The sequence below is a fragment of the Alteromonas sp. ABV2_168 genome (assembly GCF_056161165.1).
Genome location: NZ_JBSWYQ010000002.1, coordinates 306,351 through 331,197, shown reverse-complemented (window position 1 = coordinate 331,197; position 24,847 = coordinate 306,351). Strand labels below are relative to the sequence as shown.

The 24,847-nt window shown below is 50.0% G+C and carries 22 protein-coding genes; 12 read left to right on the top strand and 10 right to left on the bottom strand.

Going from position 1 to position 24,847, the window contains the following annotated elements:
- Positions 1–208: 208 nt before the first annotated feature.
- The 6 genes from ACXAH4_RS04380 to ACXAH4_RS04355 all read left to right on the top strand — a co-directional run bounded on the left by ACXAH4_RS04380 (position 209) and on the right by ACXAH4_RS04355 (position 7,447).
- A complete protein-coding gene (locus ACXAH4_RS04380) occupies positions 209–2,254 on the top strand; it encodes a TonB-dependent receptor (RefSeq protein WP_474880907.1) in 2,046 nt (681 codons plus the stop codon).
- Positions 2,255–2,329: 75 nt separating this feature from the next.
- Positions 2,330–3,295: a Fe2+-enterobactin ABC transporter substrate-binding protein gene (gene fepB / locus ACXAH4_RS04375; RefSeq protein ID WP_474880905.1), complete on the top strand. Its 966-nt coding sequence runs from the start codon at positions 2,330–2,332 to the stop codon at positions 3,293–3,295.
- A 41-nt stretch (positions 3,296–3,336) separates the two neighbouring features.
- On the top strand, positions 3,337–4,293 hold the full coding sequence (locus tag ACXAH4_RS04370; protein WP_474843938.1) for a FecCD family ABC transporter permease: 957 nt from the start codon (positions 3,337–3,339) through the stop codon (positions 4,291–4,293).
- On the top strand, positions 4,290–5,327 hold the full coding sequence (locus ACXAH4_RS04365) for a FecCD family ABC transporter permease (RefSeq protein ID WP_474880903.1): 1,038 nt from the start codon (positions 4,290–4,292) through the stop codon (positions 5,325–5,327). The genes ACXAH4_RS04370 and ACXAH4_RS04365 overlap by 4 nt, the downstream gene beginning before the upstream one ends.
- Positions 5,327–6,133 carry an ABC transporter ATP-binding protein gene (locus ACXAH4_RS04360; RefSeq protein ID WP_474843936.1) on the top strand — a complete coding sequence of 269 codons (807 nt, stop codon included), beginning with the start codon at positions 5,327–5,329 and terminating at the stop codon, positions 6,131–6,133. Before ACXAH4_RS04365 ends, ACXAH4_RS04360 begins: the two co-directional genes overlap by 1 nt.
- A 12-nt stretch (positions 6,134–6,145) precedes the next feature.
- Positions 6,146–7,447, top strand: a complete 1,302-nt coding sequence (locus ACXAH4_RS04355; protein ID WP_474880901.1) for an NtaA/DmoA family FMN-dependent monooxygenase — start codon at positions 6,146–6,148, stop codon at positions 7,445–7,447.
- Between the two features lie 43 nt (positions 7,448–7,490).
- Here the strand turns inward: ACXAH4_RS04355 and ACXAH4_RS04350 are convergent, their stop codons facing one another.
- Positions 7,491–8,987, bottom strand: a complete 1,497-nt coding sequence (locus tag ACXAH4_RS04350) for a mannitol dehydrogenase family protein (protein WP_474880899.1) — start codon at positions 8,985–8,987, stop codon at positions 7,491–7,493.
- A gap of 2 nt (positions 8,988–8,989) precedes the next feature.
- Complete coding sequence (locus ACXAH4_RS04345) at positions 8,990–10,720, bottom strand: purine-cytosine permease family protein (RefSeq protein WP_474880898.1); 1,731 nt, start codon at positions 10,718–10,720, stop codon at positions 8,990–8,992.
- Positions 10,721–10,937: 217 nt separating this feature from the next.
- On the opposite strand from ACXAH4_RS04345, the gene ACXAH4_RS04340 reads away from it, so the two are divergent.
- Positions 10,938–11,594, top strand: a complete 657-nt coding sequence (locus ACXAH4_RS04340) for an HAD family hydrolase (RefSeq protein WP_474843932.1) — start codon at positions 10,938–10,940, stop codon at positions 11,592–11,594.
- A gap of 8 nt (positions 11,595–11,602) precedes the next feature.
- Complete coding sequence (locus ACXAH4_RS04335; RefSeq protein WP_474843931.1) at positions 11,603–12,586, top strand: sugar-binding transcriptional regulator; 984 nt, start codon at positions 11,603–11,605, stop codon at positions 12,584–12,586.
- A gap of 40 nt (positions 12,587–12,626) precedes the next feature.
- Here ACXAH4_RS04335 and ACXAH4_RS04330 read toward each other — a convergent pair whose 3' ends face one another.
- The 4 genes from ACXAH4_RS04330 to ACXAH4_RS04315 all read right to left on the bottom strand — a co-directional run bounded on the left by ACXAH4_RS04330 (position 12,627) and on the right by ACXAH4_RS04315 (position 16,148).
- On the bottom strand, positions 12,627–14,768 hold the full coding sequence (locus ACXAH4_RS04330) for a TonB-dependent siderophore receptor (protein WP_474880897.1): 2,142 nt from the start codon (positions 14,766–14,768) through the stop codon (positions 12,627–12,629).
- A gap of 21 nt (positions 14,769–14,789) precedes the next feature.
- Positions 14,790–14,954 carry a DUF3325 family protein gene (locus ACXAH4_RS04325; protein WP_474881087.1) on the bottom strand — a complete coding sequence of 55 codons (165 nt, stop codon included), beginning with the start codon at positions 14,952–14,954 and terminating at the stop codon, positions 14,790–14,792.
- A complete protein-coding gene (locus tag ACXAH4_RS04320; protein WP_474880895.1) occupies positions 14,902–15,066 on the bottom strand; it encodes a PepSY domain-containing protein in 165 nt (54 codons plus the stop codon). Before ACXAH4_RS04320 ends, ACXAH4_RS04325 begins: the two co-directional genes overlap by 53 nt.
- Before the next feature lie 128 nt (positions 15,067–15,194).
- Positions 15,195–16,148, bottom strand: a complete 954-nt coding sequence (locus ACXAH4_RS04315) for a cation diffusion facilitator family transporter (RefSeq protein WP_474880894.1) — start codon at positions 16,146–16,148, stop codon at positions 15,195–15,197.
- A gap of 117 nt (positions 16,149–16,265) precedes the next feature.
- Between ACXAH4_RS04315 and ACXAH4_RS04310 the strand changes: the two genes are divergently transcribed.
- The 4 genes from ACXAH4_RS04310 to ACXAH4_RS04295 are packed head-to-tail and all read left to right on the top strand — an operon-like array spanning position 16,266 to position 20,652.
- Complete coding sequence (locus tag ACXAH4_RS04310; protein ID WP_474843928.1) at positions 16,266–17,078, top strand: hypothetical protein; 813 nt, start codon at positions 16,266–16,268, stop codon at positions 17,076–17,078.
- 9 nt (positions 17,079–17,087) lie between these two features.
- A complete protein-coding gene (locus tag ACXAH4_RS04305; RefSeq protein ID WP_474880892.1) occupies positions 17,088–18,125 on the top strand; it encodes an extracellular solute-binding protein in 1,038 nt (345 codons plus the stop codon).
- Positions 18,122–19,642 (top strand): ABC transporter permease, encoded by a 1,521-nt coding sequence (locus ACXAH4_RS04300; RefSeq protein WP_474843926.1) that lies wholly within the window; start codon positions 18,122–18,124, stop codon positions 19,640–19,642. The genes ACXAH4_RS04305 and ACXAH4_RS04300 overlap by 4 nt, the downstream gene beginning before the upstream one ends.
- The gene (locus ACXAH4_RS04295) at positions 19,642–20,652 is read left to right on the top strand and encodes an ABC transporter ATP-binding protein (RefSeq protein WP_474880890.1); all 1,011 of its coding nucleotides are present in this window, start codon (positions 19,642–19,644) and stop codon (positions 20,650–20,652) included. Before ACXAH4_RS04300 ends, ACXAH4_RS04295 begins: the two co-directional genes overlap by 1 nt.
- Before the next feature lie 76 nt (positions 20,653–20,728).
- Here ACXAH4_RS04295 and ACXAH4_RS04290 read toward each other — a convergent pair whose 3' ends face one another.
- The 4 genes from ACXAH4_RS04290 to ACXAH4_RS04275 all read right to left on the bottom strand — a co-directional run bounded on the left by ACXAH4_RS04290 (position 20,729) and on the right by ACXAH4_RS04275 (position 24,847).
- Positions 20,729–21,757 carry a methionine synthase gene (locus ACXAH4_RS04290; RefSeq protein ID WP_474880889.1) on the bottom strand — a complete coding sequence of 343 codons (1,029 nt, stop codon included), beginning with the start codon at positions 21,755–21,757 and terminating at the stop codon, positions 20,729–20,731.
- Between the two features lie 24 nt (positions 21,758–21,781).
- The gene (locus ACXAH4_RS04285) at positions 21,782–22,768 is read right to left on the bottom strand and encodes a DUF1852 domain-containing protein (RefSeq protein ID WP_474880887.1); all 987 of its coding nucleotides are present in this window, start codon (positions 22,766–22,768) and stop codon (positions 21,782–21,784) included.
- Positions 22,769–22,937: 169 nt separating this feature from the next.
- On the bottom strand, positions 22,938–24,551 hold the full coding sequence (locus tag ACXAH4_RS04280) for a PepSY-associated TM helix domain-containing protein (RefSeq protein WP_474880885.1): 1,614 nt from the start codon (positions 24,549–24,551) through the stop codon (positions 22,938–22,940).
- Positions 24,548–24,847 (bottom strand): hypothetical protein, encoded by a 300-nt coding sequence (locus ACXAH4_RS04275; protein WP_474880883.1) that lies wholly within the window; start codon positions 24,845–24,847, stop codon positions 24,548–24,550. The genes ACXAH4_RS04280 and ACXAH4_RS04275 overlap by 4 nt, the downstream gene beginning before the upstream one ends.

Here is a 24,847-nt window from a genome sequence, read left to right as displayed (position 1 = left end):
TCATGAACGTTGAGTTGTTCACCGTACTGTCGTATATCCGCATAACAATAATTACAACATGTCGTCATCTTTCAGGCGGGCACAGGCTAATGCCTTGCATTTGGCACCCTTGCTTTTGAGACATTGTGCTGCGCAGTTTTTACGACGAATTTCTCTTCATGGTCCCTGATGACTCTAATCACACATTCAAATCAAGGACTAAGTTGTTATGAAGCGCGAACCCGTATTCAAAGTATCACTGCTTGCCATGGCATTAAGTATCGCCAGTGCTGTCTCTGCACAGGTAAATCAGGCTCCGGACAGGGATGCAAAGGACATTGAGAAAATTGTCGTTATTGGTGAAAAAGCCAACCGCAGCCTGAAAGATGCCACCTCTTCTGTGTCAGTTATTTCTGAAGATGCATTAAACGATACGCAGTACAAATCGGTATCGGATGCATTGTCTGAAATTGCCAACGTGGTTATTCCCACTGGTGGCCTGCCGGATATTCGCGGTGTGTCCGGTAACGGTGCAGCCGGTGGCTTCAATTCTATCGCCGGCGGTGCAAAAGGCCGTGTGATGACGTTAATTGACGGTGTAGCGCAACCCTTCGTTGCCGATTTAGGCGGCGACAGCGGTATGTGGGATCTGCAGCAAATTGAAGTCTATCGCGGTCCCCAATCTACCAGTAACGGCCGGAACAGTATCGGTGGTTCTGTGTTCATCAAAACCAAAGATCCTTCACAAGACTGGGAAGGCGCTGCCCGCGTCGGCTACCGAAACCAGGATCAATACATTGATACATCCGGTGTTGTTTCGGGCCCGCTGGTTGAAGATACCCTTGCGTTCCGCCTGAGTGTGCAGCATCTCGATGCCGATACCATTACTGATGACACCGGCTACGAAACCAATCCGCCGGACTATGATCTGGATAAAATCAAAACCACCCGTATTCGCGGTAAGTTACTGTGGACGCCCTCAGATGACTTAAGCTTCATGCTCACTCACACTTACAATGATGAGGCGGGAGATACTGGCCGGATTTTTTATGCGCTGGAAAATTTAGATGACCGTGAGCGCATCTACTTCCGTGATATCGAGACTGAAGCGTCTACTACGACGCTTTATACTGACTACACCATCAATGACAACTGGTCTTTCGACATGCTGGTGTCCTACATGGATTACCAGTGGGGCTTCGACAGTTACGAGGCTACCCCCGAGGCTGAACAGCAGCTCGGGTTTGATGAATCCAATATTACTGTTGATGCGAAGATGAACTACGTGTCTGGCAGAAAGGGTATCAGTGGCTTTGTTGGTGTGTACTATTTTGACAGAGATCAGGGCATACTCAGCACCGGTTCTGCTGCCTACACCGGTGATGATGCAAGTGACTCTGTGGCTGTTTACGGTGAAGCTACCTTCCCGTTGAACGACAAGTTTACGCTGATCACCGGCGTCCGTTTAGAGCGTGAAACCCAGGACAGACACTTTGTTTACGGTGCAATCGACGCCATTCTCGATCAGGACACAAATATATTCCTGCCCAAAGTCGCACTGCAGTATGCCTGGACTGATGCCACCACCGTTTCTGCCAGTGCCCGTAAAGGCTATAACGCAGCCGGCGGCGCACTGAATTTCACGGCGCAGGAATACTATTATTTCGACGATGAAAAAGTGAATACCTTCGAGCTGGGCAGCCGCACTCAGTTTGCTGACGGGAAAGGGTATTTCAGCGCTAATGTATTCTACAACGACTACGACGGGTATCAGGCTGTAAGCTCGTCGCGGGTGATTGAGAACCTTCCTCAGGTTGTTACTTACGGTGCAGAATTTGAGCTTCATACTTTACTTACTGAAGATCTGGAACTGAATGCCGGGATTGGTTTGTTGCAGTCGGACATTAAAGACCCCGGTGAAAGTTATGCCACGGTGAAAGGCAACGAGTTAAATAACGCCCCTGAATTTAATGCGACCTTAGGCGCCACATACTGGTTTAATGATAAGTGGAGTACAGGTGCCACCGCCCGCTATATCGGTGAGTACTATGGTGATTTCACCAATACAGCAGAGCGCGTTGCCGGCGATTACACGCTGGTAAGAGTTAACGCTAATTACACCGCAGATAACTGGCTCATTACTGCTTACATTGACAACCTTTTCGATGAGACAGCGCTGGTCAGTCAGGAACCGGTAAGTGCCCGTTATCCTGCCGGCTTTGCTTCTATTGCTGATCCCCGCAATGTGGGTGTATCGGTCACTTATCGTTTTTAAACCTCTGATGCGTGAGCCTTTCGGGCTCATGCATTTTTTTATGTGTTGTAAACCGTACTTTCTCCGGAAATGATCATGATAAAAATGCAGCACTGGCGGCGACGCTTTGTGTACATAACCTGCTTATGGTTAAGCGTTGTTTACGCCTGCTCCGTTTATGCCGGCGCGGAGCAAGCTGATGCCTGGCCAAAGACGCTGGTAAACAGTGATGGAAGCCGGGTTGTTATTCCCGCCAGGCCTGAAAGGATTTTGTCTACCACAGTAACCGTTACCGGTACATTGTTGGCGATTGATGCGCCGGTTGTCGCCAGTGCATCGGCGACAACCAATGCCTATTTTGCGCAGTGGCAGGAGGTGGCGAAAGTAAAAGAGGTCACCAATGTATGGCCAGCAGGGCGTATCAATCTGGAGGCTGCTTATGCCGTCCGGCCCGACCTCATCATTGTCTCTGCCGGAGGCGCCGATTCGGCCATGGCCCATGTGGAGATGCTTCGTGCCATCGCACCGGTGCTCATTGTGGATTATGCCGTGACTGACTGGCAGGGTCTGGCAACAACATTAGGCCGGGCTCTGGGGCTTGAGCAATCCGCGCAGCAACGTATTACATCATTTAATCAGTATGTTGAAAACGTTCGTCAGCATATTCATCTGCCAGAGGGAAAGGTGAATATTGTCAGTTACAACGGGCCCGGCATTATCAATCCTGTTGGTACGGCAACCGGTACCCACGGTAAGTTATTACGGGCGCTTGGATTCGATGTTGTTACACCACCTGGCATCATGAAGGGTAGCCCCGAAGATGCGGGCGATTTTATTCGCAGCGAGTATGAGCAACTTATCAGATTGAACGCAGCCTCTGTTTTTTTACTGCGTCGCCGCGTTGATGATGTAAACGGACTGCTCAATGACCCGGTATTACAAAACTTACCGGCAGTGAAACACAAACAAGTGTGGGGTATGGGAGAAAACTCATTCCGCATGGACTTTTACAGCGCCACCGAGACGGTGGATATCATTGCAAACTTGTTTTCTTCCCCATGAAGGTGTATTCGCGACACTTTGATTTACCATGTTTGATTATTGTGCTTGCAGTGCTGCTTTTTGCCAGTGTCGCCATTGGCCCGGAGGTGCTTCCACTGCATGAGACAATATCGGCATTTACTCAGTTCGATGCATCAAACACGGCGCATTTGCTGGTACGGGAATTACGTGTTCCCCGCACACTCGTCACTTTCTTTTGTGGCAGTGCACTGGCTATTGCCGGACTCATCATGCAAAGCATGACACGAAACCCCATTGCTGAACCGGGTCTTTTAGGTGTTAATGCCGGCGCGAGTCTGGCTGTTATTGTCACCATTGCATTTTTCGGGGCTGAAACGGCATTCGTCAAAATGCTTGCCGGTGCGGCAGGGGCTGCGCTTTGCTCTTTACTGGTGGTAAAGCTGGGTACCGGACCATATCGTTTCTCGCAGGATAAATTAGTGCTGGCCGGCGTGGCATTTTCGGCAGTGTGCCTGGCGGCAGGGCAGTTAGTGATTGCGTCTGCCGATCTCTCCGTGTTTGAGCAATACCGGCACTGGATGGTAGGGGCAACGGCAGGCAAAGGGTTTGATGTACTCTGGCCGTTAATGGGGTGCTGGCTGGTGGCACTTGTGCTGGCTTTGTATATTGCTCCCGGCATTGATGTGCTTATGCTGGGTAACCATCTGGCGACGGCATTAGGCGTAAATGAAAAGTGGCTCAGCCGTGGCTGCTTGACGGTCATCACGTTACTGGCCGGCGCGTCTACAGCGGCGGCGGGCCCGATACTCTTTACCGGCTTAGTTGTGCCTTTTTTGTGCCGTTGTATTGCACCTGTTACCCACCGGCGGCAGCTACTGCTATGCGCGGTTATCGGCGGGGAAGTGTTGTTGCTCGCCGATGTGTCGGGCCGTGTTGTGGCTGCACCGGGTGAGGTCAGTACCGGCATCATGATGGCTATTCTTGGCGGTCCGGTATTTATTGCACTTGCCAGAAATGTGCGGGGGGCAACCTCATGACGGCCCCGTTTTTACTGCGCGCCGGATCATTTTCTTTCTTCGTTTACCAGCGTGTTCTGCTGGTGCAGTGTCTGCTGTTCTTCTTACTCGCTGCTCTTTGTCTTCATGGCCTGATGTCTGGCAGCAATCTGCTCACATGGCAGGATGTAACGGGGTGGATGGCTGGCAATGGTCTCGCGCCGTTGCCCGCTAAAATTCTTATCGATATCAGGTTACCCGTTGTCCTTACCGCCCTGGGTGTAGGTGGTTGCTTAGGAGCTGCCGGTGCGGTCTTTCAGTCTGTTTCAAGAAACTCCTTAGGCTCTCCTGATATTTTAGGCTTTACGTCCGGAGCTGCGACAGGGGCTGTTTATCACCTGGTGTTTATCAGTCAGTCACCCGCCGGTGTAGCGGGCTTTGCTTTTCTGGGGGGCTGCTTTACTGCGCTGGTGATTTATCTGTTCGCCATTAAAGGACAGGTGCTGCAAACGGGAAGGCTTGTTTTAGTGGGCATTGGCACAGGTGCAACGCTTACCGCGTTTACCGGATTATTGCTGGTAAAAGGGGATATTGATAACGCGATGCTGGCCAATTTGTGGCTGCTGGGCAGTCTGGATGGCAGGCAATGGGGGCATGTATTCACCGTTATGGCCGGGCTTTTCACTGGCTTGCCGGTGTTGATGTTGCTGGCGAAATCTTTGCGTTTAACGGAAATGGGCGATGCGGTGGCATTTGGCTTAGGAGTTAATGTGCAACTAAGCCGTCATGCCGGTCTGGCTATTTCTGTGCTGATGGTTTCTCTGGCTACCGCTGCCGCCGGCCCGATGGCGTTTATTGCCTTAGGTGCGCCCCATATTGCCAGGGCGCTTACCGGTCTTTCCTTACCGCTATTCACCAGCTCACTCTGCGGGGCGGTTTTACTGCTGACTGCGAACAGAGTAAGCGCCGTATTGCCTTTAGCCAGCCAGTTACCGGCAGGCAGAGTCACCGCGATACTCGGCGGCGTATATCTCATTGTGCTATTGCTCAGACAACATAAAAAAGGGGCGTTTTGATGTCGACTCTTCCTGAACCACATACATTTTCCGCGGCAGCGCTTGCTGCAAAATCGCTGAGCTTCAGCTATGTGAAAAGCACCATTATTCATGATGTGTCGGTGCAGTTTCCTGCCGGCAAAATCAGCGTGATTATAGGGCCAAACGGATGCGGTAAATCAACGCTCTTACACTTACTTGCGGGCCTGTACCGGCCTTCTTCAGGTGAGGTTTCGTTGCAGGGGCAGCCGCTGTCATCATTCACCCCGAAAAGCCGTGCAAAACAACTGAGTTTATTACCACAAACCAATGTTTCCCCTGAGGGCATGACGGTAAAAGGGCTGATTTCACGGGGACGGTATGCCTGGCAAACACTCTTCAGCCAGTGGCATGAAGATGATGAAAAAGCGGTTAATGATGCACTTTTGCAAACCGGATTGAGTGACCTGGCAGACCGGGAAATCGCTACTTTGTCCGGCGGTCAGCGTCAACGCGCCTGGATCGGACTGGTACTGGCCCAACAAACGCCGCTGATTTTGCTTGATGAACCCACAACATTTTTAGATATCGGTCATCAAATCGACGTGCTGAATGTGTGCGAAAAGCGCAACCGGGAAGATGGCACAACCATCGTAATGGTGCTGCATGACATCAATCTTGCGGCACGGTATGCCCATCACATTGTTGCGATGAAGGACGGAGAGATAGTGGCAAGCGGCGCACCTGCATCAGTATGTACGTCAGGCAACATGCAGCTATTGTTCGGCATAGATGCGCTTGTGATGGAAGATCCCGTTCATTATTCCCCTTTAATTTTACCCCGCTAAAAGGATGCCCGCATGACCCGTCACAACAGGACTTTACTCACCGGTATGTCACTGGCCGTTACCTGGATGTCAGGCAATGCCTGGCGCAGGCCAGACAGTGAAGTGGAAAGGCTGTATGACCCGCTTTATTACACAGGGCTGGCGCAACTCGCCGAATCTGCCTGCATGGACTTTGTTTTCAGGCCGGACTCTTTGTTTATTGACCCGTCAGCGCTGGCCAGCTCGGTGGGCTTTAGCGGACTGGATCCGACTCTTCTGCTCACCGCAGTAGCCATGGGCACATCAAAAATTGGTTTGCTGACCACGGCATCGACAACATTTCATTCTCCCTATGTTATCGCCCGGCAACTCCAGTCGTTACATCATATCAGCGGCGGGCGGGCAGGGTGGAACGTGGTTACCGCACTCGACGGACACGAGAACTTTGGTCTGCCGGCCATGCCCGGTACAGAAAGCCGGTATGAAAGAGCGGATGAATTTGTATCAGCGGTGCAGCAGTTATGGCACAGCTTTCCGCCCCGGGCGCTGCTCCATGATAAAGAAGCCGGGCGCTATGCCGAACCGTCGCAAATTAAGGCAATCAATTTTGAGGGTAAACAGTTGGCATGCAAAGGTCCTCTGACGTTAAGCGGTCACAGTGCCGGAGACGTGCCCTTATTTCAGGCCGGGGCATCGGAAACCGGGAAAAACTTCGCCGCTAAAATCGCCAGGGGAGTATTCGCTGCAACGCCGGATATGAACAGTGCGAAAGCGTTACGGGCAGATCTACGGCAGCGGGCTGAGGAGGCCGGAAGACAGGCTGATGACATCGGGATTTTGCCGGGGTTATCGCTGTTTCTAGCCGGTTCATACGAAGAAGCGCTGAAGCTGTTTCGCGAAACCAGGGACAACACGCTCACCCACCGCCATCATCAGCTGGTGGCCTCTTCGTTGGGTTTAGAGGTCGGTGAACTGCTCAGTATGACGGTTCTGGATGAGTCCGTATTGCAACCCGTGAGACAGGTAAGAAGCAAAACTCACAGTGAGCTAATCCGCAACGTGGTAAAAAACGGGCCGGTTACACTCGAAGCTCTTATGGCAAGACCGGAGGTAGCAGGCTCAGGCCACTGGATCATCATCGGTACAGCGCAGCAGGCTGCAGATGAAATTGAAGCATGGTTCAACAGCGGAGCCATTGATGGCTTCATCGCATTGCCGGGCGGGAGCCGGGATTGCTTCGAAAGAGTGTGCAGCGAACTCATACCGGCGCTACAGAAAAAGGGGTTGGCAAAAAAACAGTACCATGGCAGCACGTTTGAGAGTCATTTGGCGTGAAGTTTGGCCTGGTGCTATGGACAGCGTAGCACCGGGCCCTATCTTAGCTGAAATGGTTGTTTGTCTTCTCAATCAGCGCCTGAACCGGTTCACCGTTAAACAGTGAACTGACATACTGCAAATAAGGGGCCGCGAAAGCGGGCTCTTTTGCCAGATTTCCAAAGATACCGGTTAATCCGATAAATGCTCTGGCCTGACTTTCAGAGCCTCCGGCAACGCTTTGAAGGATTTCTGCGTGATCATCAATCACCTCTAAAGCTGTTCCCTGCTGTGTTGCACGGTAGTAGCTGTAATAGCACCAGGCTGCAATAACCAGTGCCGCGCATTCTGTTTGTCCTTTTTGCTCTACGTTTTCCTTAATCGTGGGTACCAGAAAGGTAGATATCTTAGAAGAACTCTGGGAACAAATCCGCGTAAGGCTATCTTTAATAAAAGGATTTGCAAAGCGGGCGATCAGAGTGTTCTTATATTCATCTAGGTTAATTCCTGCTACCGGCGAAAGCACCGGTGTGGCTTCCGTGTCCATGAAGCGACGGACAAAAGAGGCAAACACAGGGTGAGCGACAGTTTCATCAATCGTAGAAAAGCCATGTAGTGATCCAAGGATACCTAATACCGTGTGGCCGGCGTTCAGTAGTCTGATTTTCATGGTTTCATAAGGCGTTACATCTTCCACAAACTGAGCGCCTGTTTTCTCCCAGCCGGGACGGCCGTCAGAGAAGCGTTCTTCAATAACCCACTGATGAAACGGTTCGCAGGTTACAGGCCACTCATCAATCAGACCCAGCGCTGCTACCTGAGCGATATCATCTGCTGTGGTGACAGGCGTAATGCGGTCAACCATGGCATTAGGAAAAGCGACATTCTCTGACACCCAGTCTGCCATTTCTTCATCGTAAGACCTGATATAGCTGGTCAGCATTTTTCGTGTTACATCACCATTGTGCTGAATATTGTCGCAGGACTGCACAGTAAACGGAGCAAGTCCGGATGCCCGGCGCTGTTTCAGAGCGCTGGCAAGATAGCCGAATACCAGCCTGGGAGAATCAGGATTGGCCAGATCATGTTGTACATCAGCCTGGGAAAAATCGAATTCGCCGGTAGAGGGGATAAAGTTGTATCCACCTTCGGTAATCGTAAGTGAGACTATTTTCGTGTCCGGACTGGCCATTTTATCAATAACGGCCTGCGGGTTTTCATTTGCCATCAGAAAACCGGTCATACACCCGATGACCTGTAAAGATGCGCAACCTTCCGGATCTTTCACTAATAAGGAATATAAATAGTCCTGCTTCTTAAGCACATCACGGATTTTACTGTCACCTTCTCTCAGGCCGATACCACAGATCCCCCAGTTCGTATTGCCACTTTTGCCCATGAATTGATCGGTATAAAAAGCCTGATGAGCGCGATGGAAACCACCGACCCCTACATGAACAATGCCCGTGCGTAATGCTGCCCTGTCATAGGCAGGACGAAGAATGTGGGGCGGCAATGAAGAGAGAGCCGCATTGTTAAGATTTACAGGTTGAACAGACATAGTTATTCCACAGATGAAGAAAGAGAAGTGCGCTGCCGGCGTTTCATCGCCCAGTAAGCAGAAGTGAAGTAGGCCAGAGTGCAGGCAAAGCCTGCATTGAAAAACAGAGTACGGTTGGTAACGTATTGCTCCATTCCGGCTGAGAAAAACATGGTATAGCCGGCAAGCAGTACCGTGATTAGCAGGCTTCCCCGGGCAAGCACAGTGAGGACATTCGTGAAGAGCGAATTATCGTCTTGCTGTACAGGCAGTTGTTCAGCTTGTTTTGCCTGAAAGGTTTCGACCTGCTCATCGTAGGTGCGTAAGTCTGCTTCTTCCTGCGGGTATTTTTCTGCTGCACCATGACGTTTCGCCATTGCGGTGTAGAGCAAGATGGTAAAAATCCAGGTCGGCAAAAACAGGTAATAGAAAGAGATAACATCCAGCGCATTAAGTCCGAAACCGAATACCAGACCTGCTGCCCAGGCGGTAACAGCGGGTTTACTGTGGGTTATTTTTCTGTAGTGTGCCCAGTAGCGAGTCAAACCCAGGCGGGGAAAGACAAAATGCTCGGCAAACACAATGCCGCCGACCGGCACCACTAACAAACCTGCGTAAGTTAACAGCGGGAGTAATTTGGTGAAAACAAACGGGAAACAGGCAATGACGACAGTGACTATTCCTACCATAAACGTGGTTTTATTCCGGGAGTGATTGCTAAAAATCGCCTGGGCAGCCAGGCCTGCTCTGTAAAGGTTGGCATTCGCTGTTGTCCATCCGGCTACGATAACAATCACCAGACCTGACAAGCCCAATGCATGAAATGCGACGTCTCCCGGGTCCAGCTCTGTGATTGATTTTTGTACCAGTACCGCTGTACCAGCGCCCATGATACCGGCTGAAATCCAGGCGATATAATGACCGAATAACATGCCCGCCGAGGTGCACAGACCGTAGCTCCGCTTTTTTGCATAGCGTAGCAGTGCCATATCGATTAAGCCGAAATGCGTTATCGTATTGGCTGCCCATGAAAACCCGATAACTTCCATCAGGCCTATGCCGGGATTGCCGTTGGCATCGAGTCCTGTCCATACTGAAATGCTGCCGATGTGCATGAATTCAGCCCAGTCTGATACCCGCGTATCACCGGTAACGGCATTGGCCAGTTCCGGCATGAGGACGAGCGGTCCGCTGATAAACATGACAAAAAGCCAGGGGGCACAGATCCCTGAAAAATTGGATACTGCGTTGAATCCATACATGGCAACCAGCACTACGATGATTCCCACAGCCAGAACAACGAGAACGAACCACGGGTTAGTGGGATACCAGTTAAGTTGGGCCGGTATATTCAGAGCAAAACGTACTGCTGTTGCAGAAACCGTAATCATAGCTGCTGAAATGACAGTAAAAATAATCACGTTTGCCCAGTTATAGAGTCTGGTCATAGAGTCGCCGGCGATCTTTTGCAGGTATGTATACAAGCTGAGCCGGGTTTCCACTGCTATCGGCGTGGTGATGAATGTCCAGCTGAGTACAGCCAGAATATTGCCTATCAACAGACCGATAAGGATATCTGTCATTGAGGCACCCAGAGCAACAAAGGTTGCGCCGAATACGAATTCAGAGGCTGCAACATGTTCACCGGCATACAAGCCGAGAAAATGTCGCCAGCCTTTCAGACTATGTTCTGCAACCGGAAGCTGTTCTTCTTCCAGTTGATGTAGATTTACTTCGTTACTGCTTCTGGTCATAGACAAAGTCGCCGCATTATATATTTTTTGGCAAATGCCAACTGTGTGGGCATATTCCCAGATTGTGCTGATTAAGTCAACATGTCGTTAACAAAGGGGGCTGTCTTACATACGATTTTTTTGCTATTCCGTAACCTGCAGGTTACAACGTAGTGCGCGCAGCGTGCGTGCAGATGAAACATACTACCGGTTAGAAAGCTGTTACGAAGGAGGTGCTGTGGCAAGTATTTCAATGGTGATCTTTGATTGTGACGGAGTGCTCATCGACAGCGAAGTCCTGAGCATGCAAGTGTGGCAGCAATTGCTTGCAAAGCAGAATATCTCTCTGGAGACAGCGTTTTTTCAGCAGCACTTTCTGGGGCGCAGCTTTGGCCATGTAAAAGACATGCTGGCGGAGCAGTTCCAGTTAACCGTGACAGAACAAATCAAGGCTGATTTTGATGAGAAGCTGAAAATTGCGTTCACTGAGCGTCTGCAACCGGTGAGCGGTGTGGAAACAGTGTTGTCAAATTTATCAGTACCTTATGCACTGGCGACCAGCAGCAGCCGGACGCGGACGGCTGTGGCGTTGGCAGCGACAGGGCTTAACCGGTACTTCAGCGAACCTCAGATTTTTACTGCCGGAGACGTTGCACGGGGCAAGCCTGCACCGGACTTATTTTTACATGTAGCGGCCAGTGCCGGTCAGGCTCCCGCGCATTGTCTGGTCATTGAGGATTCTGCTCCGGGATTACAAGCTGCGGTTTCGGCCGGCATGCACTGGCGGCATTTCACCGGCGGCAGTCACTTGCAACAAACCGATGGTAAACCATCTGAGACGCTGGCAAACTGGCACGATTTTAAAGCTCAGTTCCCGGAACTGATTAAAGATTAGAGGCGCCCATGTCATCTACTTTATCTGCAGCTCAACAAAAATACGAAGATGCTGCCAGAGCTGGCTGGCTCTATTATGTCGCCGGAAAAACACAGGATGAAATAGCCAGACAGTTACATACATCCAGACAATCTGCTCAGCGGCTTGTCGCGCTTGCTGTGTCAGAGGGATTGATCAAGGTACGCCTCCAGCACCCTGTGAAGCGGTGTATGGAACTGGCAAGTCAGTTGAAAGAGGTTTTCGGGTTACACCAGTGCGAAGTTGTGCCCAGTGATGCGGATAATCCGCACTCAACAGCAGGTCTGGCTCAGGCAGGCGCAGCCGAACTGGAACGGTATCTTAAAGGTCAGCACCCGAGAACTGTCGCTCTTGGTACCGGAAGAATTCTGCGGGCCTGCGCCGACGAGTTAACAGCACTGCAATGCCCTCAGCACAACATTGTTTCGCTGGTGGGCAATATTGCACATGATGGATCTGCCAGCCGTTATGATGTCGCCGTGCACGTCGCAGAACGGGCAGGAGCCAGACACTTTCCCATGCCATTGCCGGTTATTGCGCCCTCTGAGGAGGACAAGCAGCAATGGCATAATTTGCCCCATGTCAGTAATGTCAGAGCGCTGGCATTAAAAGCTGACGTTGCTTTCGTCGGGATAGGTCATTTGGGGACCGTGTCACCGCTACATATCGACGGGTTTATAGCAAAGGACACGCTTGATAATCTGGAAACTGCCGGTGCGGCAGGTGAAATGATAAGCTGGATATTTGATGGTCAGGGGCAATTAATCGACAGTCCTATTAACCGGTGTGTCACCAGTATGTCGCTGCAGGATCTCGCCGGAACTACCATTATTGGCATTGCGGCCGGAGAAGAAAAAATCGCAGCCATAAACGGCGCGTTAAAATCAGGGCTGCTAAACGGTCTCATCACAAACGAATATACCGCTACCCGATTATTAGAAAACAGTTCTCAGCAGAGCCAGTCAGCAGAATAAATAAAACGCCCGGCATGTGCCGGGCGTATCTGTCCTGTTATCAGAACGAGTAGTTAAATCTCACTTGTGTGAAACGCGGTTGACCATACTGGATTTGCGCGTTGCTTGAGATGTAGTTGTAGTACTCTTCGTCAAACAGATTGTTTACGTTAAGCTGAACGTCGACCCGGTCGCTGAAGCTGTATTTTGCCATCAGGTTTGTAATGGCAACGGCTTCCTGGGTAACACCGCTTTGCGACACTTCGTCCATCCAGTTCACACCACCACCAATGGTGAGGCCCGGCATGCTGTCGATAAAGTTGTAGGTAGTGAACAGTTTGAACTGCTTACGGGGATAGCTTGGGTTAACGTCGTTACCTTCCGCATCTTCGGCTTCAAACTGTGACCAGCCCACATTGATGTTCCAGCCATCCACGGGCTGACCCACCACTTCCACTTCAAAACCGGTACTTTCAGTACCCTGTGCTTCCCGCTGGGCAATGGTGGCCGGCGAGTCAGGAACATAATAAGGCGTACCGTCTTCAGCGATGTCGTCCTGAGCCAGGTTATCCTGATCAATTTTAAATACCGAGATAGCAGTGTTTAAACGCTCGTCAAGGAAGCGGCTCTTCAGACCTATTTCATAGGTAACGCCCTGCAGGGAATCCAGGTATTCACCGTAACGGTTTACCGCATTCTGAGGCTGGAAAATATCGGTGTAGCTTGCGTAAACGCGGTGCTGCTCTGTTACGTCATACAACAGGCCGGCGTAAGGAATAAATACACCTGTTTCACCAAAATCTGTAGGTGTGCCGTAGCTGTTACCGGAACGTTCCCAACTGGCAATCCGTCCACCGGCAATCACTTTTAACTGCTCAGTCAGGTTAAGACGGGTGGCAGCGTAAAAGCCTTTCTGTTCGGTATCCATGTCCTGAGCAACAGTGTCCGGCGCGTCAGTCCATACCGGCTCGCTCCACTCATTGCCCCAGGTGTAGAAATCAGAGATGGCAAGAGGGTCGCTGCTCACAACAGAGTAGGTTTCAGCGATGGCAGACTGGTCACTGTACAAACCGCCAATAACGAATTCATGCATGGTATCAAACAGCTTGTAGTCACCCTTTAACTGAATATCCAGGCTGTCCAGTGAGCTTTCGCCCTCTGCACGGTAGGGCCATGCAATAAGGCCGGCCCCGGTTTCTTTATCCAGTGAACCGTACACGTATAGCAATCTGACATCCGGCTTTTTGTAATCCATGCGGTTATAGTTAACACGCAGTTCCCAGCCGTTGTTAAAGGTGTGCTCTACGTTGGCAAAGATGTTGGTGTTTTTCGTTTCCCAGCGGGTCCAGTCAGCAGACGTGGTGGTTGATACGTCCCAGTCTGTCGGCGTGCCGTCACTGTATAAACCTACCAGACCACCCCAGAAGTTACCTTTTGGTACGTTATTCTGGTAGCTCATGCCTACGCGCACCAGCGTTCTGTCGGTGATGTCACCTTCAACAACACCGTACAGTACGGTAGATTCGTTTGTGAAGATGTCCAGGTAAGATTCACTGTCTTCATACTTGGCCACTACACGGCCACGAATAGTGCCTTCGTCATTCAGTCCGGTTGATACGTCTGCCATGACTTCAAAATTGTTCCATGTGCCCAGTGCAAAGCTCACGTCACCCGCTAAATCAGTGCTGTCTGCATGCTTGCGCACCAGGTTTATAGAACCGGAAGGATCGCCCACACCGGTTAGCAGGCCGGTAGAACCCCGTACAAATTCAACCCGCTCAAAAATCGCCACATCTGCGACAGTTTCACCGGAATCCGCCGCCAGACTCCAGGGTAACGGTACGCCGTCAATCTGGTAAGTGGTGATATCGAAACCACGGGACTGCAGGGTGTTCCGCACATTATCCAACATGCGGAAAGACACACCTGTTGTGTTTTGTACTACGTCAATGACGGTATCCAGCGCCTGGTCACGAATACGCTCTTTAGTGATAACGCTCACTGATTGCGGCGTTTCCTGCAGCGTCAGGCCCAGACCTGTGGCCGTATCGATTCGTTCTGTTACGGTATATTTACCGGTCACTTCAACGTGTTCCAGGGTGTCATCGGAAGGAGCAGCTTCCTGCGCCATCGCCAGAGCGGGAGTGAGTGACAGCATTACAGCCGTTGCCACGGGTGCTAAGCGGTTTTCAGGTGTTTTCATAATGTCTCCAAAGTGTTGTAGTTATTTCCGGGCTTTGCGCCTCTGATTATTTGATATGTAAAGGGCTACCAGTAATGCGCCAACGGTCATTTCGTAGCACCAGTAAACGATGCCCTCAGCAATGCCTTTACTTTCACAGGAAAGGATTAGCGAGAGGGTTAAAAACAGAAATCCGGCATATTTCAAACTGGAAGAAAGCCAGCGTACCGGCAACAAACACAGCGAACAGCAACCAGCCCAATATCAGGCCTGTCCAAGTGTGCAGCCAGGTCATACTGTCTCTGAAGCGTGAAAACATAATCTTAATACTTGGTTTTAGAAGAGTGACTACCGTGGATCGCCAGAGGCAGCAAGTATGAAAGCGCCTAATTCTATCTTAAGTTAAATCCAAATGATAATTGTTTTTATTTTCGTGATGTGTCCTGATCACTGTGAACCGGACGCCGGATAATCCTCTACATCCTCGATGACCCTGCGTTCAAGTCTGGCTTCGCCCTCGGGATCAGCATGAATAATTACGTCGGCGTCGGTAAATGCACCTTCTATCTGCAATTCAACTTCATCGGTGATGTCGTGGGCTTCGCGGAAAGACAGTCCGGCATCAAGCTGAATGTCGAGCTGTATAAAGCTCTTATCACCGGCGCGGCGGGTACGCAAAGCGTGATAGCTCAGAACATTGGAATTGGCTTCAAGAATTTGTTTTATGGTTTCTTTATCTTCGGCAGGCAACTCTTCGTCCATGAGTTGGGGAATGGCTATTTTTGTTACCTGCCAGGCGGAATGTGTGAGAACTAATCCCATTGTCAAACCGGCCACGGCATCCAGTCTTGGAATATCGTAGTAACTACCTGTGAATACTGCCAGCAGCGCACCGGTAATAGCAAAGATGTCGCCAATGTAATGAGCCCGGTCAGACTGAATGATTAATGAACGGGTTCGCTTTAATGCCAGCGTCTGGAATGATACCAGCAGAATGGTTGCAATCAGCGAAAACAGAAGTACGCCAACCGCAATGTCAGGTCGGGTAACCGGTTCCGGATCCACAAGATGATGCACCGACTCCCACAATACCAGCGATGCCGAAGCACTTATCAGGGCGACCTGGCCAAGAGCGAATAACGCTTCTGCTTTATGGTGTCCGAATTTGTGATTGGTATCAGGTTGAAGGGCGGCATATGAGGCCACACCTGCGGCTGCAACACTGATCAGTAAATCGATACCACTGTCGGCAAGTGAGCCGAGAATGGCAGCAGAACCAGTGATAAACCAGCCGCCGATTTTTAGCAGGCAGAGCAGGGAAGCCACGCACACCGCCGCACCTGTTGCTACTTTCACCCATCTGCTGCGTTCATTGCGGCATTCACTTGTGTTTGCATTCATGGGATTTTCTTCTGCGACAGAGTATGTTTGACTGTTATAACACATAACGTCTATGGCTTTACTTGCCAATTGATAATAAGTATCATTTTCAAAAAAATGAACATTTAAGGATTAATCATGACTTTCTCAGGATCAACCCGTTGTAAAATTGCCTTAGTGCTGGCACTTTCTACCGGCAGTTTTTCTTCTCAGGTATCAGCAAATGGTGCTATCGGTGATCACGTAAATAACCTTCACGCGCACCTGGGCGAATACTCAGAAGAAGTGCAGTGGCTGGAAGATAAATTTGGTGCCGTCGTTGATGCCTACGAAAAGCAGGGCAAAGGAAAAGTCGATACTGACGTAATGATTGAGTACTGGGAAGAAGTAGATTTCCATTCAGCCATTGAGACACAGTATGTGCCTGTTTACGCCACAATCTGGCAAGGCATTTACGGTGTAAAAACAGCCATCGATAGCGGGGCCGCTACGACAGCCGTCCGTGCTGAAGAGGCAAAACTGGTACATGCCCTCTGGCAGGGCCTGGGGGCGGTAAAACTGGCCTCTCAATATCAGAAAAAAGGGCTTATCGAGCAGGTTCAGACCACCGAAGCTGAACCGACAACGCCAACAGAAGTCATTGATGACATCAAAGTACGTCTTGACCGCGTAGTAGCAAAGTATGCAGAACAGTTGTCTGAAGTGGCAACCACACTGGTGTTTGATACCTACCTGCAACGTTTTGAAGGTATTGAAGGTGCGCTAATTGAATTGGATGCGCCACTGGTTGAAGATCTTGAGAAAGATTTTAACGTATCTTTACCGCAAGCTATCGAGCAAGACAAAGGCGTGGATGCAGTGCGTGAAGTTGTCAACGCCATGCAGGTTAAGTTAGATAAAGCCTATGCGTTGCTGGCAGAAGCAGAAAAAAATCGTAAGAGCGTGTTTTAAGGAATCACTATGCAACGCAGAACATTCGTCCGGGGCCTGGGACTGGCTGGTTTAGCTGGCGGTCTCGGGCTGTTACCCGGCATGTCCTTCGCTAATCCGGCAACCGCGGTATCTGTTGATTCACTGCCAAAATTGAAAGGCGACCTCACGCTTTATCTTGGCAGAGGCGAGGGCGGACTTTACGAAAATGTCCTTGAAGCGATCAAGAAAAAGAACCCGGAACTGAATTTACAAATTCGTCGCGGTGCGACGGCAGAGCTGGCCAATATGCTGGTCGCCGAAGCTAAAGCCGGCGTGAAACGGGCGGATTTGTTCTGGGCAGTAGATACCGGTTCTATAGGTATGATTACTGATCAGGGGATGGCAAAGCCCCTGCCAGACGACATAGTTAATCAGCTGAAACCGGGTTTTCAGTACCCTATGTGGTCGCCGGTAACCGGACGTATCCGCACTTTACCTTATAACACTGAGCGGGTGAGTGCAGACCAGATCCCTGACAGTGTGATGGCCCTTGCCGACACAGATTTGAAACTGGGCTGGGCACCTGCATATGCCTCTTTTCAGTCTTTTGTCACCGCAATGCGCATTCTCGAAGGTGAGAAAGCAACGGCCAACTGGCTGAAAGGTGTGAATAGCCGGGCGAAGAAATATGCCGGTGAACTCGGTGTGGTGATGGGGGTTGAGCGTGGTGAGGTGGACCTGGGCTTTGCCAATCACTACTACACGTTAAGGCTTAAGTCCGGCAAGCCGGATGCCACCGTAGATATTGCCTACACAAAAGGTGATGCGGGGTCCCTGGTGAATGCCTCCGGCATTATTTCGCTCACTGAAGGTGATTTACCGGTAAACTTTATCCGTTACCTGCTGACCAGAGAAGTGCAATCTTATCTGGCGTCTGAAGCCTATGAAATTCCACTGGTCGGCGGCGTAGCGCCGCCTGATGGTCTCACGCCTCTGAGCAGTATTTCTCCTCCTGATTTGGATCTTCGTAAGTTAGCTGATATAAGACCGACATTAGACTTAATGAGGAATGTTGGCGTTCTGTGAAAAACCTGCCTAAATCGTACCCCTTTGCAATCATCATTGCGGTGATTGCAATTTTACCCGTCGGGGTTTTATTTTCCCTTGCCTCTGATGATGCTGCGTTTTTTGATACCAGAAATATCACTGTATTAATGAATACGCTGGCATTGATGGGGCTCACGGTGGCAGGGGCTGTGATGGTCGGGGTGCCCCTGGCGTTACTCACAGCATATGTCAGTTTGCCTTTAAAGCGGTTGTGGCTAATTTTATTTGCAGCACCGCTGGCTATGCCAAGTTACCTCGGCGCATTTACCCTCTATTTTTCTTTCGGCCGGGGCGGCGAAATCGAGAGCTTTACCGGTTTGACCATGCCATCCCTGGAAGGACTGTGGGGGGCAGGGCTGGTCATGACGTTGTACACTTATCCGTTTGTGATGATGACCACCCGTTCCGCGCTGCTCAGCCTTGATGCCAGCCAGATAAACGCTGCCCGTACATTAGGATTATCATTAACTGCCAGTATCTGGCGCATCGTTTTGCCACGGGTCGTAAACAGTATTGCCGCCGGGGCATTGCTGGCGGCGCTGTATGCGCTATCGGATTTCGGGACGCCGGCAATCATGGGGCTGGATACATTTACCCGGGTAATATTCGTGGAATACAACGCCTTTGGTCTCAGTCAGGCAGCCATGCTATCGCTGCAGTTAATGCTGATAGTCGTGCTTATTCTCTTCATCGAATCTCAAATCCGTGGTGCTAAAGAACGACCGGGCAAACACATTCAAATACATGTTCATCCGGCGAAAAGTCTTGGTTTTGTGAGTCTGTTCTCACCGGTTATTCTGTTGTCTCTGGTTCTGCCTCTTGGTATTTTTGTGCTGTGGCTGGCCCGGGAGGGAGCTGAAGGCTTTGATATTACCTATGCATGGAATTCCGCCTACGCCTCCATGATGGCCGCGGTTGTCGCAGTCATTCTGGCGATTCCCGTTGCCCATGCCGCTATTGCCGGCCGGGTAGGGCGATTCTTTGAGCGAATAACGTATTTTGGATTCGGTGTCCCCGGCATTGTAATGGGCACAGCGCTGGTTTATCTCGGATTACAAATTCCGGTACTGTATCAGACGCTGGGCTTGCTGGTGATTGCCTATGTATTGCGCTTTTTGCCGCTGGCTGTGAGTACAGTTCGCAGTACTACTGAGAATCAGGATGGTGGCCTGGTAAACGCTGCGCGGGTACTGGGGGCTTCGCCCAGAGAAGCGTTTTTCCGTATTACCTTACCTCTGACTGCGCGGGGCATGATTGCAGGTGCCGCATTGGTTTTCCTTGAAGTGATGCGTGAATTACCGGCAACATTGATGCTCGGGCCTACAGGTTTTGAAACGTTAGCAACGTACCTGTGGCGTGTTTATGAAGCTGGCTATTTCGGACGTGCAGCCGTACCTGGTTTATGTCTGGTGTTTATTTCCGGGCTCGGGTTAATCCTGATGCTTACCGGCGAGCGAAAAGCAGAATTTTCAGTTAATGAGAGTCAACATTCCTGATGCTAGAAGTTAATGGTTTATCAGTCGATTATGGATCTAATCGGGTAGTGCGAAATTTAGATCTTAAGCTTAACGAAAGCGAGATCTTAATGTTAGTCGGGCCCACCGGTTGTGGAAAAACGACAGTTTTACAAGCACTCGCGGGTTTGATCCCCGTAACTGAAGGGAAAATTGCTCAGGGTGGATGGGTTTCCACGCCAGAAAAATCGGTACCACCGGAAAAACGCAACGTGGGGATGGTGTTCCAGGACTTTGCACTCTTTCCCCATCTCACCGTAGAGCAAAATGTTCAGTTCAGATTGAAAGACAATATGTTGGCTGATCACTGGTTGGAATTACTGGGACTGAGTGACTTCCGGCACGCTAAGCCAGCACGGTTATCCGGTGGACAAAAGCAGCGGGTAGCATTGGCCAGAACGCTGGCACATGAGCCTGCTTATGTATTACTCGACGAACCGCTCTCCAATTTGGATGCAGCATTAAAAGACAGCTTACGATGGGATATTCGTGATGCCCTCAAAAAGGCGGGTGTACCGGCAATTTGGGTAACCCACGATCAGGATGAAGCCCTGTCGGTCGGTGACAGAGTGGGGATCTTAAATAAAGGTGTGCTTGAACAACTGGATACACCAGAACAGTGTTTTGAAAAGCCTGCCAGTAAATTTGTTGCACGTTTTCTTGGTGAAGCCAGTTTTCTCAAAGGGCGTATTTCCGGCAATGAAGTAGAAACCGCTATCGGCAGCGCACCGGTTTATTCTGCTGACAATCAGCAAGAATTAGTGGAATTGCTGGTAAGGCCCGACGATGTGATTATTACCGAAAAGCCGGAGCAGGCAAACGCGACGGTGTTACGCAGCCGCTTTGAAGGTGGCAGCAGATTATTGTTCGCTGCGCTGGATTCGGGGGAAACTGTGAGTGTAAGAGTGTCTCATGAATTGAAAGTAATGCCGGAGCAGCGGGTATTACTCACCTTGCAATCCGCCCACCCGTTATCAGCATTTAATTTATAAGTCTCGCCGGCCGGGCAAAAAATATATCGGAAGCACATTACCGGTTAATGTGCTTCAATCCCCAAGAAAACAGATATTAAGCAGATAGCTCTTTTCTGACAATATCAGCGCCCGCTGCCAGGGCCTCAAGCTTACCCCTCGCAATGTCCCGGGAAAGAGGAGCCATGCCGCAGTTGGTACAAGGATAAAGCTTGTCCGCATCAACGTATTTCAGTGCTTCCCGGATAGTCGCTGCCACTTCTTCTGCCGTTTCAATTTCCGGGGTAGCCACATCAATGGCGCCAACCATAACTTTCTTACCCTTAAGTAACTCAAGGACTTCAAATGGCACACGCCCGTTGTGGCACTCCAGTGAAATAATGTCGATGCTTGATTGCTGAATGGCAGGGAACGTTTTTTCATAATGACGCCACTCTGCACCGAGAGTTTTTTTCCAGTCTGTATTGGCTTTAATCCCGTAGCCATAACAAATGTGAACGGCAGTCTCGCATTTTAAACCTTCACAGGCTTTTTCCAGCGCTTCGATTCCCCACTCATTAACTTCATCGAGGAACACGTTAAAGGCAGGCTCATCAAACTGAATAATATTCACGCCTGCGGCTTCAAGCTCTTTAGCTTCTTCATTCAACGCTTTTGCGAATTCGAAAGCTAACGTTTTACGATCTTTATAATAATCATCATAGAGCGTATCAACCATGGTCATCGGACCGGGAAGTGCCCACTTGATGGGGCGATCGGTTTGCGCCCGCAGGAACTTAGCATCGTCAGTGAACACAGGTTTCTGGCGGCTTACCGGGCTGACGATACCGGGCACGCTGGCATCGTAGCGGTTACGAATTCTGACTGTCTTTTTATTTTCAAAGTCAACGCCGCTTAAGTTTTCAATAAAGGTTGTGACAAAGTGCTGACGGGTCTGTTCACCGTCACTGACAATATCGATACCTGATTTTTCCTGTTCTTGCAGCGTCACCCGAAGGGCATCGTTTTTACCTGCAGCGAGGGCTTCTCCCTCAAGTTTCCATGGAGACCAGAGCTGTTCAGGTTGCGCCAGCCACGATGGTTTTGGCAGACTTCCGGCGGTGGAGGTCGGGAATAATTTTGTCATTGTAATACTACCTGTACCTTAAAATCAGAATGCGGACGCAGTAACGCCAGAGGCCCATTGCTGAAGCGTATTTTGATGTTTCTGAATGAAGTTCTCTTCGCACCATTTGCCCTGCTCGATGGCAAGGCGGGCACGTTCTTCCTTGTCGTACACCACCTGAGTAACTGAATAATCGTGATTTCTTAGGCTTGGCTTGTACACTTCACCGGCGACAGAGTTCGTGTTGTAAATCTCCGGGCGATAAATCTTCTGGAAGGTTTCCATGGTGCTCAGCGTGCTGATGAGCTCCAGCAAGCTGTAGTCGTTCAACAGATCGCCGAAGAAAAAGAACGCATAGGGCGCCGAGCTGTTAACAGGCATAAAATAACGAACTTTCATACCCATGGTTCTGAAATACTGCTCCGTTAACGATGTTTCATCAGGTTTATATTCCGTGCCTAACACCGGGTGCTGATTACTGGTACGGTGATAGGTTTTGTTGTCTGAAACACTCAGGCAGATCACTGGCGGTTTACTGAAGTTCTCTTTGTAAGCGCCGGAACTGATGAAGTCCTGAAACATTTTTCCGTGTAGTTCACCATAGTTATCCGGTACAGAGAAATGGTCTTTTCCCTCATTGTGCTTGCGTAACACCACACTGAAATCGTAGTCGCGCACATAAGACGAGAAATTGTTACCCACAATGCCTTCAATACGTTTATTCGTATAATGATCGACAACGCTGGTTTTCAATACTTCAATCGTCGGGAAGGTCTCACCATTGCCTTCAACATCAACGTCGACATGCACGATATCGAGTTCAACGGAATATCGGTCTTTTTTAGGGTTATCCCAGTGTGCCAGACTATTGAAGTTGTTATTGATCATGTTAATTGCTTTGCGCAGGTTTTCCCGGCGGGCTTCACCACGGGCCAGGTTTGCAAAGTTCGTGGTAAGACGTGTATCGTCCGCAGGAGAGTAGTGCTCATCAAAGCGAACGGTCTTAATGGAATAAGTGAAATCGCTACTCATAATAGTCTGGTGCCCCATGCTCAAAACAAAACCAACATTTAATGTGTTGAGCTGATTGTAGGGCGAGTTAACTATGATGAATATTGATATTAATTAATGGTTGTATGAGCCGTTTTCATGGTTTGGGGGCGTGACCCGAATTGCCGCTGTTTTTCAATAGTCATGGCTATCATTCCGTCACTATTTTGCCAGACGCGGAAGGCGAATCAACGGAAGCGTCTTTTATATACCAGATGCTATTTTTCTCTCCCCGTAAAGCCCGCGCACGGGTCTTCAAAGCACCTTTAAAAAATACATAAGCGAAGATACAGGCTGTCGCTTCAATCCACAGGTTACTGGCTGTGAGCCGCCACGATACTGCGGGTAAAACGAGACTGATAAGCGTAGTGACAGGAATACAAGCACAACATAAACTCAACAAGAGTTGCAAATGAATGGCGCTGCGTGCAGCACCTTTCAGGAAGCTGTAGGCCAACGCCAGCAGGAACACAGTGAAATAAACCCAAAGGTATGACTGATTTACCGGCTGTCCGAATATGTACATCCATTTTGAAGAAAGTAATGTTGCTGCCACGCCCAGCATTGACCCCACGCACACACCAACAGTGAGGTTTGCCATGACCGCGTTAGATGTGGATTGCACTGCCTGCTTCTTTCGTCTCTTTTCCAGCCACAGTAAATTTCCTGTGTAGAACAATGCTGCACCCATCAGGCCTAAAAAGAAGTATACCCAGCGGCCAAACGTACCTGCAAAGTTACCAAAATGCAGCGCAAATAAGCTTTTTACCAGCGGCCAGTATCCGCCATTTTCATCACTGCTGAGTGTGGAGTAGGTAACTTGTTGTGTGAAAGGGTGCATTAAGATCACGTCAGAATCGGCAGTACGCTGGAGCACACCTTCCCCTGCAACATCAATGCGTACAGATGCTCTTTCTGTATCCAGATTTGAAAAGCTGAGTTGTTTGACCCGGTACCCTGTTGTGGTTTCATTCACCTTCTGTATGAAACTGGACATCGGCGGTAAGGCAGAAAGCGGGTAGACGTCAGAAGACTGGCCGCCGCGCTGAAACATGGGCTCATCGCCGTAAATATAGTCCAGTCCGTCATAGATGACGTCATGAAAAGCGAATACAACCACAGTCCAGGCAATGATCAGGTGGAAGGGCAGGCTGGTGATGCCGAGCAGATTATGGGTGTCGAGCCAGAAACGGCTGGCGCCTTTTTTCTGGCGAAGCGAGAAGAAGCTTTTCACCAGTGTCGGCAGCAGAAAGATAACCCCTGATACCAGCGCAACAAAGTAGAGTGCAGAGGCAATGCCCATTATCACCACGCCGAGATCTTCATGTCCGACTTTGCCGGGAATGCCTGCGGTTCTGTGCAGTTGATCGATGAGATCTCCCAGCACATTTTGTTCGCTGACGCTGGAGTACACTTCACCATGTTCGTTTAACGAGGCACTGCGAATCACACTGGTCAGAGAGACACCCCTTCCACCACCTTGTTCATACCAGAAAAGCGGAGATTGATTTTCTTCCAGGCTGACAGTAAAACCTTTGATAACATTTTCATGCGCCTGGGCGGCCTGTTGAATCAACGTATCATATTCGTTCAGTTCTACCTGAGGTAAATGCGTATCAGCGGGTATAGCCCATTCTGTAATGGGGGCTTTGAACATGGTCAGTGCACCGGCGAAAAAGGCAATAAAGAGTACAAGGCCCGATGTTATGCCTGTCCAGGTATGTACAGATTGATAGATACGGATAATGTCGCTGCGGATTTTCATACTGCGCTCCTGAGTAAGGCAAAAAGACCCCAGCAAGCCAGGTTTGCTGCTCCGAGCCAAAGAAAGGCACTGCGGCCAGATTTAAACAGAAAACCAAATGCCACGATTATCAACCAGATGAAGGGGACCATCCACATGGTAAACTGGTCCTTATTAACGGCACCGATCCCGCCCGGGCCATACCAGGCGAATAGTCCCATAATTACGAAGGATAAAGTCAGGCCAAGTAAGCAGCAGGCAATACTCTTACTCCACCAGTCGGTACGGATTTTTTGTTCTTGCTTAAGCCTGCTCAT